Here is a 14,248-nt window from a genome sequence, read left to right on the forward strand (position 1 = left end):
GTATCGAAACACACCACCCGGCCCCACGCCGGCTGTGCCCACCGACTCAGCGTCGGGTGCGGCCATCATATTGCTTTACCGTCTCGCCGCCAAAGAGAAGGCGTTGCGGATCCTTGTCGAACGTCGAGATCGTGTTCTCGAGGCTCTGCACCGTGCGGCGCGTATCGGTGACGAGCGCCTCGACGTCGCGCAGCCCCGAATTCGAGAAGCGCTTGAGGTTCTCCGCAATCGGGCCGATCTGGGCGTTCAGATTGTCCGCCATCTTGCGGAACGAGGCGAGCGTCGCGCGGGCGTCAGCCGAAAGCGACGGCGCGTCCGCATCGCCGAGGAAACCGTCGACCTTGACGAGAATGCTGTCGACCCGGTTGGCCGAAGCGTTGAGCTTGCTTGCCAGCTGCGTGACGTCGGTGATCGTGCGGTCGATGTCCTGCTGGCGCGCCGTGATCTTGTCGGCGAACTGCGAGATGTTGGCCACCGTCTTGCGGGCGTCGGCCGTCGCCGCCGTGATGTCGTTGACAACGAGCTCCACCTTCTGCTTGTCGACCGAGGCCACCAGCGTATCGACCCGCTCCAGCGTCTTCTGGGCGTTCTTGCCGAATTGCTCGTAGGTTTCAACCGTGCGCCGGAAGGCAGCGATGGTTTCGGAAACGCCGCTCGAGGCAGCCTTCAGGTCGGTGCTGATCTGCTCGACGTTCGAGACAATCTGATCGATCTTCTTCGGATCCACCGATTTCACCAGAGTTTCGGCAGATTCCAGAGTCGAATCGAGCTTCTTGGACGCAGCACTCACCGAACCGGAGAGTTCCGTCACGCTCTTCAGGAAGTCATCGATCGCGCCGGAATTGTTCGCGAGCGCATTCGAAAACGTCTCGGCATTACCGATTGTCTTGGTCAGCGGACCGCGCACGTCGGTGACGAAGCCCTGGATGTCGGTGATGGCGCTGTTGGCGCGGTCCATAATCTGGTCGGCCGTCGCGAGTAGGCTGGTGACGCTCGACTGGTCCGCAAGGATACGCGCCTGCGTACCCTTCTCGATCGCGGTCTTCAGGATGTTTTCGTCGCCCTTGTGGCCACCGCTGAGTTCGATATAGGCCGCACCGGTCAGGCCTTGCACTTCCAGCGTCGCCTTGGTCGACTTGAGCACCGGCGCGTCGACCGAAACCTCGGTCAGCGCGATCGAATAACGCGGATCGTTGGCATCGATCGCGAGGTTGCGAACCGTGCCGACGGGAATGCCGTTGAAGCGCACTGGAGAGCCGACCGAAAGGCCGTTGGCCGACCCCGGAATGTTGACCACGAGCTCGACCATCTCGCCGCTACGGCCATACTGCGACATCCAGTAGACGAAGCCGAATGCGGCTGCGACCACGAACACCGTGAAGAAACCGACAATGGCGTAGTTCGCTTTCGTTTCCATTCGTACCGACTACCTTCGTGGCCGCTTCACCGGCTCTACCTCCGATCTCGACGCCTGGGCATCAAAATCGGCTTCTCAAGATTCATTGATCGTTCCGCACGATCGATCGTGCCCGCTTGCCACGGAAATAGGACTGCACCCACGGATCGTCGCAGGCCAGCATGTCTTCCACCGTGCCTTCGACCAGGACCTTCTTCTTCCCGAGAACCGCGATGCGGTCGCAGACCGAAAAGAGGCTGTCGAGGTCGTGAGTCACCATATACACGGTCAATCCCAGCGTGTCGCGCAGCTTGGCGATCAACTCGTCGAACTCCGCCGCCCCGATCGGATCGAGCCCCGAGGTCGGCTCGTCGAGGAAGACCAGGTCCGGATCGAGCGCCAGCGCGCGCGCAAGTGCGGCGCGCTTGATCATGCCGCCCGAAAGCTCCGACGGGTACTTTTCCGCCGCCTCCGGCGCAAGGCCGACCAGCTCGATCTTCACCCGCGCCAGCTCGTCCATGAGGCTCTGCGGCAGGTCGAGATATTCGCGCATGGGCACCTGGATGTTCTCGCGCACCGTCAGCGCCGAAAACAGCGCTCCGTGCTGGAAGAGAACGCCAAGACGCATGTCGAGCGCGATGCGTTCGCCCTCGGTGATGTTGTCGTAGTCCGCGCCGAGGATTTCGATCTTGCCGGACCGCTTCGCAAGCAACCTCAGAACCGTGCGCATCAGCACCGACTTGCCGGTGCCGGACGCTCCGACGAAGCCGAGGATTTCGCCGCGGTAGATCTCGAGGTTCAGCTTGTCGAGCACGATGTTGGAGCCGAAACCGACCGTCAGGTCGCGAACGGAAAGCACGGCCTCGCGCCCGTTCGCCTCGGTCGGCTGGTACCCCTCGTGACTCTTTTCGATTGGGTTCACGCTGTTCTCCGCATCAGAAATCAATGGCCGCGTAGAACATGGCGAAGAGCCCGTCGATCAGGATCACGACGAAGATCGACTTGACCACTGAAGACGTCACGTGGCGGCCGAGCGACTCCGCGCTGCCGCCAACCTTCAAGCCCTCGACGGCTGCCACGACCCCGATGATGAGCGCCATGAACGGCGCCTTGATCATGCCGGCGGCGATCGACGAAAAATCGATGGCTTCCTGCAATCGGGCAAGGAAGGTTGGAATCGTGATGCCGGAATAGCCCCAGGCAACGAGCGCCGCACCGACGAGCGCCGCGAAGTTTGCGATGATCGTCAAGAGCGGCAGCGCGACGGTCAGCGCCACGAGGCGCGGAAATACGAGTACGCCGACCGGGCTCAACCCCATCACCTTCAGCGCATCCACCTCTTCACGCATCTTCATCGAGCCGATTTCGGCGGTGATCGCGCTGCCGGAGCGGCCAGCGATCATGATCGCGGTCAGCAGCACCCCGATTTCACGGAGCTGCAGGATGCCGACGAGATCGACGACGAAGACCTCGGCGCCGAAATAGCGCAGCTGGAACGCGCCCTGCTGGGCGATGATGGCGCCGATCAGGAACGACATCAGCGTGATGATCGGCACGGCTTTCACGCCCATGCGGTCGATCTGGTGGACGATCGCCGCCGGCGAGACGCCGCTGTGCCGTCCAAGCTTAAGCTGGGCGCCGCGCACCGCGGACCCCAGGATGTACATCGCAGCGACGATATCTTCCCACGTCGCCGCCATGACCTCGCCGACCGGGGCGAAGATGCGCTGAAACAGCGGCAGCCGTTCGCCGTTCTTTTCCGGTGAGCGCAGCTCAGCCGGCAGGGCGTCGATCAGCTCGACATAGCGCTGTCCGCCTTCGGCGAAATGAACGTTGTCGCGCGACGGGCCGACGACACGGGTCATGAAGCGGCGGATGATCCAGGCGCCTGCGGTATCCATCGCCGTCACGCCGGACAGATCGAACCGCGCGGCCCCGTCGCCCTTGCGCGCAAGGCCGTCGAGCTTTGCCGCCATCGCTTCGGCCGTCTCGTGCCGCCAGGTGCCGGTGAAGACATAGCTTCGCCCGCCGCCACTCTCGGACAGCGCGACATCGGCGGTCATCTTGCGGGCGGCTTGCGACACGTGTCTTCTGTTATCCCGATTTGCCTCTGCAAAACTCGTCCAATCTCGATAGATTTGAGGACAAGATTGTGCAGCAGACCTAAAGTGTTACCACGACTGTTGCGCGTCCGACCGGAGGCAACGGCTGTGTAAAGATTCGTAAATCCTTCCACCGTCATAACGGCTCGCACCTTTGCTGTCACCCGAACGTTGCGGCGCTATGACGCCGGGCCAACAGATTACCTGCCGGAGACGCTTTCATGTCACTTTCCCTCGATGCCACCGTGGAACATTTCCCGATTGCGGGCACGTTTACGATCTCGCGCGGCTCCAAGACGACGGCAAGCGTCGTCACTTGCCGCATCGCAGACGATGTCCATACGGGCTCCGGCGAATGCGTTCCCTACGGCCGCTACGGCGAGACAATCGACACGGTGCTCGCCGAAATCGCCGCCATCCGCCACCACATCGAGGCCGGGCTCAGCCGCGCCGACCTGCAGCGCGAGATGAAGCCGGGTGCTGCCCGCAACGCCGTCGATTGCGCGCTGTGGGATCTGGAAGCAAAGCAGAAAAACAAGTCGGCCCATGTTCTTGCCGGCATTTCTTCACCGGAAGCATTGACCACGGCCTATACGCTTTCGCTTGCCGAGCCCGACGCGATGCGCGAGCAGGCCGCCAAATATGCCCACCGCGCGCTCCTCAAGGTCAAGGTCGGCACGTCGGATGATGCTGCCCGCATCCGTGCGGTGCGCGCCGGCGCACCGGAAAGCCGCATCATCCTCGACGCCAACGAGGGCTGGACGCCCGAAACGCTTGCCTATCACTTTGCGATCTGCGCCGAGGAACGGATCGACCTGATCGAGCAACCGCTTCCCGCTGGCCGCGACGAGGCGTTGGCAACGATCGCCCGTCCCGTTCCGATCTGCGCTGATGAAAGCGTGCACGCGACCGGCGACCTCGCTGCTCTCGTCGGGCGTTACGACGCCGTCAACATCAAGCTCGACAAGACCGGCGGCCTGACCGAGGCACTGCGCATGCGCGATGAGGCGGTCTCGCTCGGGCTCAAGGTCATGGTCGGCTGCATGGTCGGCAGTTCGCTCGCGATGGCGCCGGCGATCCTGGTGGCTCAAGGCGCGGATTTCGTCGATCTCGACGGGCCGCTGCTGCTGGCGCAGGATCGCGAGCCCGGCCTGCGCTACGAGGCGTCGCTTGTCTTCCCGCCGGAGCCGCGCCTCTGGGGTTGAAGATACCAGGCAGCGACGGCAAAGCAGCAGCCGGCAAAGGCGACGACCGACATTGAATAGAAGCCGTTCACCCCGTACCAGGCGTAGAAATAGCCGGACAGGAACGTGAAGATCGCGGTGAAGATACCGGTATAGAAGAAGTAGAGCCCCTGCGCCGACGCTTCCTGTGATTCCACCACCCGCTCGACCAGCTTGTGCTGCATGCCGGTGTGCATGATCGCATAGGTGAAGGCGTGGAAGCACTGCAGGATGAAATAGCCGCTGAAGCCGAGATCCATCGGGAAGATGATCCAGCGCACCACGGCGAGAAAGCAGCCGGACAGGATCATCACCCAGACGCTGAAACGGCGGCTGATCGCCTTGGCGAAGATGAACATCGTCACTTCCGCCGCGACGCCCGCGCTCCAGAGCAGGCCGATCTCGGTACCGCTGTAGCCGATGTGCTGCCAATAGATCGCCGAGAAGGCAAAGAGCATCGCGTGGCTGGCGTTGACCAGCGTCACCCCGATCAGCAGCAACTGCAGGTCGAGCTGCCGCAGCGACTTCGGCGGCGGCTCCGTCAATGCCGTGATCGGTGACGGCCGCCGCGGCTTGCCGACTCGTGGCGCGGCATAGGCCATGATGATCGTCAGGCCGAAGCCGATCGCCATCGCCGGCAGCACCATGTCGCTGCCGAAGATGCCCACCATCCAGCCGCCGAGCATCGTCGCGCCGATGAAGGCGACCGAGCCCCAGAGCCGCATATGGGCGTAGTCGAAGCCCCAGCGCCGCACGCCTGAAAGCGCGATCGCCTCGACGATCGGCACATAGGGAGAATAGACGGCCGACTGCAGCGTATAGATCAGCAGCACCGGCCAGAATTCGCGGAAATAGAACAGAACCACGGCCGTTGCGAGCGACAGGAAACCGGACCAGATCAGGACGATCGCCCGCTCGCCGAGCCTATCGGCAATGACGCCGGCGATCGGCGCCGTGATGACGCGCACGAACATCGGCAACGCCAGAACGACGCCGATCTCGAAGTCGCTCATCGACAGCGTGCTCAGCCACATCGGGAAATATGGCATCGCGAAGCCGTTGACGATCAGCGGCGCACAGAAGAGCAAAGCAATGCGAAGCGCAAAATGGCGCGGCGGAGGGCCCACATAGGCGGGCGCTTGGAAGGGAATCATCGTCTGACCTGATGGCTGTGCCCAATCTCTAGCACGAGCCGGGCGCCCCTCGCCATAACCTAGTTTTCGCGACAGTAATATCGCTGCGCCGCGAAGGTCAGGCCGCGCGCTGGGTCAGCAGTTGGGCGAGCAGTTTGTCCGCTTCACCAGAGGCTTCGCCTTCGCTGGCGCCACCGCGCATCTGGTGCCAGGTGATCAGTTCCATCGTGCCGTCGTGGTGCTCGGCAATCGCCGTGCAGCTTTCCACCCAGTCGCCGGTGTTGATGTAGCGGATGTCGCCGATCTCCTCGATGACAGCATGGTGGATATGACCACAGATCACGCCCTGCGCATCGTGACGGCGCGCCTCCTCGGCGACCACCTTCTGGAACTCGCCGATGAAGTTGACGGCGTGCTTGACCTGAAGCTTCGCCCAGGACGAGAACGACCAATAGGGCATGCCGAGACGTCGGCGGACCGCAGCAAGCCCGATATTGATGGCGATCGCCGTGTCGTAGGCCCAATCGCCGAGATAGGCGAGCACGCGGGCGTTGCGCACGACGACGTCGAATTCGTCGCCGTGCAGCACGAGATATTTACGGCCGTCGGCCCCCTCGTGCATGTAGCGTTGCGCCACCTCGATGCCGCCGAAATGCACGCCCGGAAAGTCGCGCAGGAATTCATCGTGATTACCGGGGATGTAAACGATGCGGGCGCCCTTGCGCGCCTTGCGCAGGAGCTTTTGCACCACGTCGTTGCAGTTCTGCGGCCAGTACCAGCTGCGCTTCAGCCGCCATCCGTCGACGATGTCGCCGACCAGAACGATCGTCTCCGCTTCATGATGCCGCAGGAAGTCGAGCAGGTAGTCGGTCTTGGCGGCCTTCGAGCCGAGATGGACGTCCGAGATGAACAACGTCCTGAGCTTTCGTACGGAGTTGTCTTGCTGCGCCGCCATCATGCGAGCCTCGTCTTCAGGTTATGCTTTCTGCCTTCGTGAAACCAGACTCGTGTTTCAGGAAGATGACATCAACATTGCGTCACCGGTTCCCCCGCGAAATCAACACTGCAAAACTGTACCTCGCTTCGAATTCATGCCAAAAGGCACGACCACGAATGAGGAATGTGAGAGCATGAATACGGGCGACAAGACGAAATCCCATACCGGTCCGGCCAGCGGCGACATCGACCAGCAGGCCCTTTTCTTCCACCGTTACCCACGCCCGGGAAAGCTCGAAATCCAGCCCACCAAGCCGCTTGGCAACCAGCGCGACCTGGCGCTTGCCTATTCGCCAGGGGTTGCAGCCCCCTGCATCGCCATTCGTGACAATCCGGAAACAGCCGCCGATTACACAGCGCGCGCCAACCTGGTCGCGGTCATCTCCAACGGCACGGCCGTCCTCGGTCTCGGCAATATCGGTCCGCTGGCTTCCAAGCCCGTCATGGAGGGCAAGGCCGTCCTCTTCAAGAAGTTTGCCGGCATCGACGTCTTCGACATCGAAATCGACGCGTCGAGCATCGAGCGCATGGTCGACGTAATCTCGGCGCTCGAGCCGACCTTCGGCGGCATCAACCTTGAAGACATCAAGGCGCCCGAATGTTTCGAGGTGGAGCGGCGCCTGCGTGAAAAGATGCAGATCCCGGTCTTCCACGACGACCAGCACGGAACCGCGATCATCGTCGCCGCCGCCATCCTCAACGGCCTCGAACTCGCCGGCAAGGACATCGCGACCGCCAAGATCGTCACCTCGGGCGCAGGTGCCGCCGCACTCGCCTGTCTCAACCTTCTCGTGACGCTCGGCGCCAAGCGCGAAAACATCTGGGTCCATGACCTCGAAGGCCTCGTCTACAAGGGCCGCGAGGTACTGATGGACGAATGGAAGTCCGTCTACGAGCAGGATAGCAGCAACCGCGTGCTTGCCGACAGCATCGGCGGCGCTGACGTCTTCCTCGGCCTTTCGGCCGCCGGCGTCCTGAAGCCGGAACTGCTGGCGCAGATGGCCGAAAAGCCGCTGATCATGGCGCTCGCCAATCCGACGCCGGAAATCATGCCGGAAGCCGCCCGCCAAGCCCGTCCGGACGCGATGATCTGCACCGGCCGCTCGGACTTCCCGAACCAGGTCAACAACGTTCTCTGCTTCCCGCATATCTTCCGCGGCGCGCTCGACTGCGGCGCAAGCACGATCAACGAAGAAATGAAGATGGCGGCCGTACGCGCCATCGCCGGTCTTGCCCGCGAAGAGCCTTCCGATGTTGCCGCCCGCGCCTATTCCGGCGAGACCCCGGTCTTCGGCCCGGACTACCTGATCCCCTCGCCGTTCGATCAGCGCCTTATCCTGCGTATCGCGCCGGCGGTTGCGAAGGCAGCCGAGGAAAGCGGCGTCGCCACCCGTCCGATCCAGGACTATGACGCCTATCTCGACAAGCTGAACCGCTTCGTCTTCCGCTCGGGCTTCATCATGAAGCCCGTCTTTGCCGCCGCCAAGAACGCCCAGAAGAACCGGGTTATCTTTGCCGAAGGCGAAGACGAACGCGTGCTGCGCGCCGCCCAGGTGTTGCTCGAAGAAGGCACGGCCCGCCCGATCCTGATCGGCCGTCCGCAGATCATCGAGACGCGCCTGCGTCGCTATGGCCTGCGCATCCGTCCGGATGTCGATTTCGAGGTGGTCAACCCCGAAGGCGATCCGCGCTACCGCGACTATGTCGAGGACTATTTTGCCCTCGTCGGCCGTCTCGGCGTCATCCCGGAAGCCGCCCGCACGATCGTGCGCACCAACACGACCGTCATCGGCGCGCTCTCGGTCAAGCGCGGCGAAGCCGATGCGTTGATCTGCGGCGTCGAAGGGCGCTACAGCAAGCACCTGCGCGACGTATCGCAGATCATCGGCAAGCGCGACGGCGTGCTCGATTTCTCGGCCTTGAGCCTGCTGATCTCGCAGCGCGGCGCAACTTTCTTCACCGACACCTATGTGAGCTACTGCCCGAGCGCCGAAGAGATCGCCCAGACGACGGTCATGGCGGCACAGGAAATCCGCCGCTTCGGCATCACCCCGCGCGCCGCCCTCGTCTCGCATTCGAACTTCGGTTCGCGCGATTCGGAGAGCGCCACCAAGATGCGCACGGCGCTGCAGCTCGTGCGGGAACTCGCGCCCGATCTCGAGGTCGACGGCGAAATGCACGGCGATGCGGCGATCTCGGAAGCGTTGCGCCAGCGCGTCATGCCGGACAGCAGCCTGTCGAGCGAAGCCAACCTGCTGGTCTTCCCCAATCTCGATGCCGCCAACATCACGCTCGGTGTCGTCAAGACCATGACCGACAGCCTGCATGTCGGCCCGATCCTGCTCGGCTCGGCGCTTCCCGCCCATATCCTGTCGCCGTCCGTCACCTCACGCGGCGTCGTCAACATGGCGGCTCTGGCGGTGGTCGAAGCCAGCCATCCGGGTTGAGATGGCAACGCGGAGATCGCCACCGGTCTTCGCTGCATTCGGGCGCCATGCCGGCGCCGGCAAAACCGTATCCGGATGTCGCGCCTGCTTCAGGCGCGGCATCGCTGGTTTTGCAGATCACCCGCGAATCAGCCCCTGTCACGCGGCCGATCGACGACTACAATCAAGGCGTGCACAATTGGTATTACACACCAATCGGGAAAGTTTGCGCTGGACAAAAGGTGAACCTCTAACCATGCTGGGGCCTCGGACGAGATTCGGTGTTGTGGCATGACTGAGCAGCAGGCTGTCCTCGACATGCTGGAAATCCTGGAATGTGGCGGCTGTGTCGAGCCCGCTCATTTCTTCACATTGATGCGTCGAACCTTCCGCATTGCCCATCTTCTCTATCTCGAAGCGGAGCCCTATGCGGACGAGCTCAAGGTTTGCCGGCTGCATCACACCTTCGGCGCCTACGCTGCCGAGATTTACCATGCCCGCAGCCTTCACCGGATCGATCCGATCCTGAAGCTGGCGCTTGGCGGCGTGCGGCCGGTGGAATGGACGATGGCGCGGCATCGCTTCCCGGAATGCGAACCGTTGTTCCAGGCAGCCCAGGAAATCGGCATATCCACTGAGGGCGTCGCCTTGCCATTGCCCTCGCCCGCCGGGCGCATGGCGTTGCTCGCAATCAACGTCAACATGACAGCCGGCGAATGGACGACCTATCGCCGCCATCACCTGCGCGATTTCCAGCTGGCCGCCAATCTCTTCCATGCCGCCATGCTGGAGCACGGCGCCATGGCCGGCAGCATTTCGACCCGAGAGATGCGGTTGACCGGCCGCGAGACCGAGGTCCTGACCTGGGCCGCCGCCGGCAAGAGCTATTGGGAAATCGCCACGATCCTCGGCATTTCCGAGCGCACCGTGCGCTTCTTCATGACCAATGCGCGACGCAAGCTGAATGTCGTTTCCAACACTCAGGCTGTGGCACAGGCCGTACGACACGCTCTGATACCCTCCGTTTGACACCCGACAATACGCCTCCACCGAAACCCCTCGAAATCTAGTGGCAAATATCGCGCATTTGAACTGTCGCTAGCGACAGTTACGCAACCGCCGCGAGCCTGACAGCATCGCCCCATCCCCAAACTCGGATGGAGAAAACGATGATCAGGATCCTGAACGGAAAGACCCGCGCACAACACCCGGCGGCCGTCGACGACATGTTCCGGTTGCGCAAGCGCGTCTTCCACGACTTCCTGAAATGGGACGTGCAGACCGAAGGCGACTGGGAAATCGACAACTACGACCAGGCAAACCCGCTCTACGTCCTGTCCTATGCGCCCGATACCGGCCGGCTGCGCGGCGCGCTTCGCCTCCTACCGACACTCGGCCCAAACATGCTGGACGATACCTTCCCGATCCTGCTTGGCGATAATCCGGAAATCCGCAGCGCTTCGGTCTGGGAATCCAGCCGCTTCTGCATCGAGCCCGAGATCTCGCAGGACCGCGCGTCGAACCAGGTGACGGTCGCGGCCGCCGAACTGATGTGCGGCGTCGGCGAGCTGGGCCTTGCTTCCGGCATCAGCCACATCGTCACGGTGACGGATGTGTTCCTGGAGCGCATGTTCCGGCGCATGGGATGCCCGGGCGAGCGTATCGCCGAACCGCATCGCATCGGCTCCGTTTTCGCGGTTGCCGTCGCCTGGGAAGTAACGCCGGATCTGCTCACGCGGATGAAGGCGGTCGCTGCCATCGAAGGTACCGTGCTCGAACGTCCGATGTCGCTGGAAACCGCCCGCGCCGCCTAAGCGCGTCAGTCGATCTGCGCTGTTAACGCAAACCGTCGCTTGTCGTTGCACGATCAACGACAAGCTCTATGATGGAGGCGAAACAGGAATGCCGCTGGCAGCCACCCGCAGAAGGTCGGCGCCGACCTGGCAACAGGAAGAGACTTTCGCCCGTGTTCACGCGCATGAAACACGTCGCTGCGGCCCTTGTGCCTCTGGTTATGATCGGTGCCGGTCCGTCACTGGCATCGACGGCCTGCGACCGACTGAACGCGCGGCTCGCGCAACTGCCTGACTACGTCGCCAGCAATGCCGATGCGCGCGACTACGCAAGCGCGATCTCGCGGCAGAATATCGAGCTGCGGCGGGCAAAGAACGACCGCCGCCGCGCGGGTTGCGGTGGCGGCAACGCCATTGGCTTCGACGGCGGCGACCCCGACACCTGCTACGGCCTCAACAGCCTGATCGCCGAGATGGAAGACAATCTGCGCATGCTGAAGTCCGAGCGCGAGCAGATCGTCGCCGGCGGCAGCGACGACAGCCGGCGCCGCATCCTCGCCGCGCTGGAGATCAACGGTTGCTATGGCGACCGCGAGGAGTTCGCAAGCGTGGAACCGGACGTGCCGGAAAGCCACCGCAACATCGTTGCCGACCTGCCGCCGGAAGACGCCTACGGCCCGATGCTCGGCCGCGGCGAAGACGGCTACGCGCCGCAGGAGCGCTACTATAGCGGCACGCTCAGAACCATGTGCGTGCGCACCTGCGACGGCGCCTTTTTCCCGGTTTCTTCAGATGCGACGCCGGCCGATTTCCCGCGCGACGAGCAGGCCTGTCGGGCGCGCTGCCCGGGGGCTGAGACCGAGCTCTATTTTCACGACCTCAACACGGAAGAGAGCGACAAGATGGTCTCGGCCGTGACCGGCCGTCCCTATACCGAAATGCCCAACGCCTTTGCCTATCGCACCCGCGCTGTCGGAAAACCCGGCCAGTGCGGCTGCCAGATACCCCAGACCGCCTCGACCACACCGAAGGCAAACGGAACGAAGATCGGTGACGACCAGTCGTCGATCATCGTCATCGAGACCAAGAAGCCGGAAGCGGCGAGCAATACCGCCAAGGCGCCGGCCGAAGAGCGGCCTTACGATCCGTCGAAGAACAAGGTTCGCGTCGTCGGCCCGACCTACCTGCCGCAGGAAGAAACCGCCATCGACCTCAAGCATCCGAAGGGACCGGCCTATCAGCCGGTCCAGAATTGATCGGACGAGGCCTTACGCCTTCTCCTTGCTGCGTCCCCATCCGTCTTCGAAAACCAGCTCGTCGAGCGGCAGGCGCTGGCGCCAGCCCTTCACGGCGAGTTCCGGCTGCTGATAGAGGCGATCGACATAGCCGAGGCAGAGCCAGGCAACGATCTCGATATGATCTGGGATGCCGAGAATCGCCTTGATCTCGGCCTCGTGGAAAATGCTCACCCAGCCGACGCCCACCCCTTCGGCCCGCGCCGCAAGCCAGAGGTTTTGCACGGCGCAGACGGTGGAATAGACGTCCATCTGCGGATTGTGGGTGCGCCCGAGTACGACGGCACCGCCGCGCGTGCGGTCGCAGGTGACACAGATGCTGAGCGGCGCCTTGCGGATGCCTTCCAGCTTCAGCGCACGGTACTTGGCCTGTTGTTCCGCCTCGAACATCAGCGCGGCCTCGTCATTGGCGCGGCGAAACGCATGCCAGACGCGCTCACGCGTTTCTTCCGCCCGCACCAGCACGAAGTTCCACGGCTGCATGAAGCCCACGGACGGGGCGCTGTGCGCAGCGGCCAGCAGGCGCAAGATCAGATCATCCGGCAATGGCGCGGGCAGGAATTCATCGCGCACGTCGCGACGTGTCTCGATGGCACGGTAGACGGCCTCCCGCTCTGGCAACGAAAAGGCGCCGGCAGCCGCAAGGCCGCCCTTCGGTTCAGTCAGCATCGTTCGATCCCCAACAATGCGAAAACCTCCCGCCGTCCACGCGGGGTTCGGTCTATCTCGCCAGGCCGGTCTTCTGACTTCGGTTCAACCGATCACCTCGCCTTCCCAGATCGCTTGAAGATCCAGTGGCAAAACCTTGAATCAATTCAAGGCTCTCTTAGACGCGATCGTCCCCGTCACAGCGTTGGGCACGTTCCGGAATGACACCGGATTCCCGATTCTCCCGCTTTCGCGGGCACCTGACGACGGCACTAAGTGCACAGCCGTTTGAGAAAGACAAGCGGCGCCAACCCGGCCGGGACATGGCACGCCACTTTCCGCCGGCTACTGTCGAGCTTAGTCGTTTACCTCCACCTCAAAGCGGAGCGACCGGATGTGGCGAACCGTCATAGGCGCCCCAGACCGACTGATCGAAGCAAATCACCGATCCGGTCATCAGCCCGGACTCGGCCGACGACAGATAGGCGCAGGCCCGCGCCACTTCGGCCGGATCGACGAGCCGACCGAAAGGCTGGCCGGCCGCCGCCTTTTCGAGCCAATCGGCCGCCGCGCCATGAAACTCGCGCTGGATGCGGTCTTCGCCTTCGGACGCCATCCAGCCGATATTCAGCCCGTTGACGCGAATGCGGTTGCGAAGAAGCGCATAAGCCGTGTTTTTGGTCAGCGTTTCGAGGGCGCCTTTCGACGAACAATAGGCGGCAATGAACGGCTGGCCGGCCATCGCCGACATAGAGCCGATGTTGACGATCGTGCCCTCGGTCTTCTCCCGCCGCATGATCTTCACCGCCTCCTGCATCAGGAAGAACGGCGCGCGCACATTGATCGCGAACATGCGGTCGAAGAGTTCGGGCGTGGTGTCGAGGATCGTGCCACGGTCGGTGATAGCTGCGGCGTTGACCAGCGCATCGACCCGGCCGAATTCCGCGTCGCAAGCGGCGACCACCTTGCGGGCGTCCTCTACTTTTTCAAGATCGGCCTCGACATAGACAACTTTCGCACCGCTTGACTTGCCGATCTGCTCGGCCTTCGCCCGCCCCTTGGCGGCGTTGCGGCCGCAGATGACGATGCCTTCAGCGCCGCGCTCGGCGAAAAGGCCAGCAATCGTCGCGCCCAGTCCCTGCGTACCACCGGTGACGATGGCGATCTTGCCTTGCAATTGTCCACTCATCGAATTCCTCCCTCGGAAATGATCGTTTGAAACGGCTGCGGCTCCCG

Annotated in this window: 12 protein-coding genes and 1 riboswitch; of the genes, 5 read left to right on the top strand and 7 right to left on the bottom strand. The window is 63.0% G+C overall.

The window, feature by feature from the left end; genetic code table 11:
* Positions 1–46 precede the first annotated feature (46 nt).
* The 3 genes from IB279_RS09760 to IB279_RS09770 all read right to left on the bottom strand — a co-directional run bounded on the left by IB279_RS09760 (position 47) and on the right by IB279_RS09770 (position 3,459).
* Positions 47–1,417 carry an MlaD family protein gene (locus IB279_RS09760; RefSeq protein WP_113188728.1) on the bottom strand — a complete coding sequence of 457 codons (1,371 nt, stop codon included), beginning with the start codon at positions 1,415–1,417 and terminating at the stop codon, positions 47–49.
* An 82-nt stretch (positions 1,418–1,499) separates the two neighbouring features.
* Positions 1,500–2,309 (bottom strand): ABC transporter ATP-binding protein, encoded by an 810-nt coding sequence (locus tag IB279_RS09765; RefSeq protein WP_060520788.1) that lies wholly within the window; start codon positions 2,307–2,309, stop codon positions 1,500–1,502.
* Between the two features lie 22 nt (positions 2,310–2,331).
* Positions 2,332–3,459, bottom strand: a complete 1,128-nt coding sequence (locus IB279_RS09770; RefSeq protein WP_162741274.1) for an ABC transporter permease — start codon at positions 3,457–3,459, stop codon at positions 2,332–2,334.
* A gap of 260 nt (positions 3,460–3,719) precedes the next feature.
* Here IB279_RS09770 and dgcA point away from each other — a divergent pair, with 260 nt between their 5' ends.
* Positions 3,720–4,703: an N-acetyl-D-Glu racemase DgcA gene (dgcA, locus tag IB279_RS09775; protein ID WP_112976765.1), complete on the top strand. Its 984-nt coding sequence runs from the start codon at positions 3,720–3,722 to the stop codon at positions 4,701–4,703.
* On the opposite strand, the gene IB279_RS09780 is transcribed toward dgcA, so the two are convergent.
* Both IB279_RS09780 and IB279_RS09785 read right to left on the bottom strand, forming a co-directional pair.
* Positions 4,655–5,875: an MFS transporter gene (locus IB279_RS09780; RefSeq protein WP_113188730.1), complete on the bottom strand. Its 1,221-nt coding sequence runs from the start codon at positions 5,873–5,875 to the stop codon at positions 4,655–4,657. The genes dgcA and IB279_RS09780 overlap by 49 nt on opposite strands.
* Positions 5,876–5,972: 97 nt before the next feature.
* Positions 5,973–6,812 carry a UDP-2,3-diacylglucosamine diphosphatase gene (locus tag IB279_RS09785; RefSeq protein WP_034795046.1) on the bottom strand — a complete coding sequence of 280 codons (840 nt, stop codon included), beginning with the start codon at positions 6,810–6,812 and terminating at the stop codon, positions 5,973–5,975.
* Between the two features lie 172 nt (positions 6,813–6,984).
* Here IB279_RS09785 and IB279_RS09790 point away from each other — a divergent pair, with 172 nt between their 5' ends.
* The 4 genes from IB279_RS09790 to IB279_RS09805 all read left to right on the top strand — a co-directional run bounded on the left by IB279_RS09790 (position 6,985) and on the right by IB279_RS09805 (position 12,325).
* Positions 6,985–9,297 (top strand): NADP-dependent malic enzyme, encoded by a 2,313-nt coding sequence (locus tag IB279_RS09790; protein ID WP_034795048.1) that lies wholly within the window; start codon positions 6,985–6,987, stop codon positions 9,295–9,297.
* A 270-nt stretch (positions 9,298–9,567) separates the two neighbouring features.
* Positions 9,568–10,305, top strand: coding sequence for a LuxR family transcriptional regulator (locus IB279_RS09795; RefSeq protein WP_034795050.1), 738 nt, complete (start codon positions 9,568–9,570; stop codon positions 10,303–10,305).
* Between the two features lie 140 nt (positions 10,306–10,445).
* Positions 10,446–11,090: an acyl-homoserine-lactone synthase gene (locus tag IB279_RS09800; RefSeq protein ID WP_034795052.1), complete on the top strand. Its 645-nt coding sequence runs from the start codon at positions 10,446–10,448 to the stop codon at positions 11,088–11,090.
* Positions 11,091–11,254: 164 nt separating this feature from the next.
* A complete protein-coding gene (locus tag IB279_RS09805) occupies positions 11,255–12,325 on the top strand; it encodes a DUF2865 domain-containing protein (protein WP_162741277.1) in 1,071 nt (356 codons plus the stop codon).
* 12 nt (positions 12,326–12,337) lie between these two features.
* On the opposite strand, the gene bluB is transcribed toward IB279_RS09805, so the two are convergent.
* Entirely contained in the window at positions 12,338–13,033 is a 696-nt protein-coding gene (gene bluB / locus IB279_RS09810) for a 5,6-dimethylbenzimidazole synthase (RefSeq protein ID WP_060520702.1), read from the bottom strand.
* A 45-nt stretch (positions 13,034–13,078) separates the two neighbouring features.
* A riboswitch (cobalamin riboswitch) is annotated at positions 13,079–13,291 on the bottom strand.
* A gap of 97 nt (positions 13,292–13,388) precedes the next feature.
* On the bottom strand, positions 13,389–14,201 hold the full coding sequence (locus tag IB279_RS09815) for an SDR family oxidoreductase (RefSeq protein WP_112770871.1): 813 nt from the start codon (positions 14,199–14,201) through the stop codon (positions 13,389–13,391).
* Positions 14,202–14,248 lie beyond the last annotated feature (47 nt).

Origin of the sequence: Ensifer sp. ENS06, from assembly GCF_014852205.1 — a bacterium.
Lineage (GTDB): Bacteria > Pseudomonadota > Alphaproteobacteria > Rhizobiales > Rhizobiaceae > Ensifer > Ensifer adhaerens.

Bases quoted from the DNA above. Each gene is read 5' to 3' on its own strand.
- IB279_RS09760 (WP_113188728.1), bottom strand. From the start codon at position 1,417: ATGGAAACGAAAGCGAACTACGCCATTGTCGGTTTCTTCACGGTGTTC.
- IB279_RS09770 (WP_162741274.1), bottom strand. From the start codon at position 3,459: ATGACCGCCGATGTCGCGCTGTCCGAGAGTGGCGGCGGGCGAAGCTAT.
- dgcA (WP_112976765.1), top strand. From the start codon at position 3,720: ATGTCACTTTCCCTCGATGCCACCGTGGAACATTTCCCGATTGCGGGC.
- IB279_RS09780 (WP_113188730.1), bottom strand. From the start codon at position 5,875: ATGATTCCCTTCCAAGCGCCCGCCTATGTGGGCCCTCCGCCGCGCCAT.
- IB279_RS09785 (WP_034795046.1), bottom strand. From the start codon at position 6,812: ATGATGGCGGCGCAGCAAGACAACTCCGTACGAAAGCTCAGGACGTTG.
- IB279_RS09790 (WP_034795048.1), top strand. From the start codon at position 6,985: ATGAATACGGGCGACAAGACGAAATCCCATACCGGTCCGGCCAGCGGC.
- IB279_RS09795 (WP_034795050.1), top strand. From the start codon at position 9,568: ATGACTGAGCAGCAGGCTGTCCTCGACATGCTGGAAATCCTGGAATGT.
- IB279_RS09800 (WP_034795052.1), top strand. From the start codon at position 10,446: ATGATCAGGATCCTGAACGGAAAGACCCGCGCACAACACCCGGCGGCC.
- IB279_RS09805 (WP_162741277.1), top strand. From the start codon at position 11,255: ATGAAACACGTCGCTGCGGCCCTTGTGCCTCTGGTTATGATCGGTGCC.
- bluB (WP_060520702.1), bottom strand. From the start codon at position 13,033: ATGCTGACTGAACCGAAGGGCGGCCTTGCGGCTGCCGGCGCCTTTTCG.
- IB279_RS09815 (WP_112770871.1), bottom strand. From the start codon at position 14,201: ATGAGTGGACAATTGCAAGGCAAGATCGCCATCGTCACCGGTGGTACG.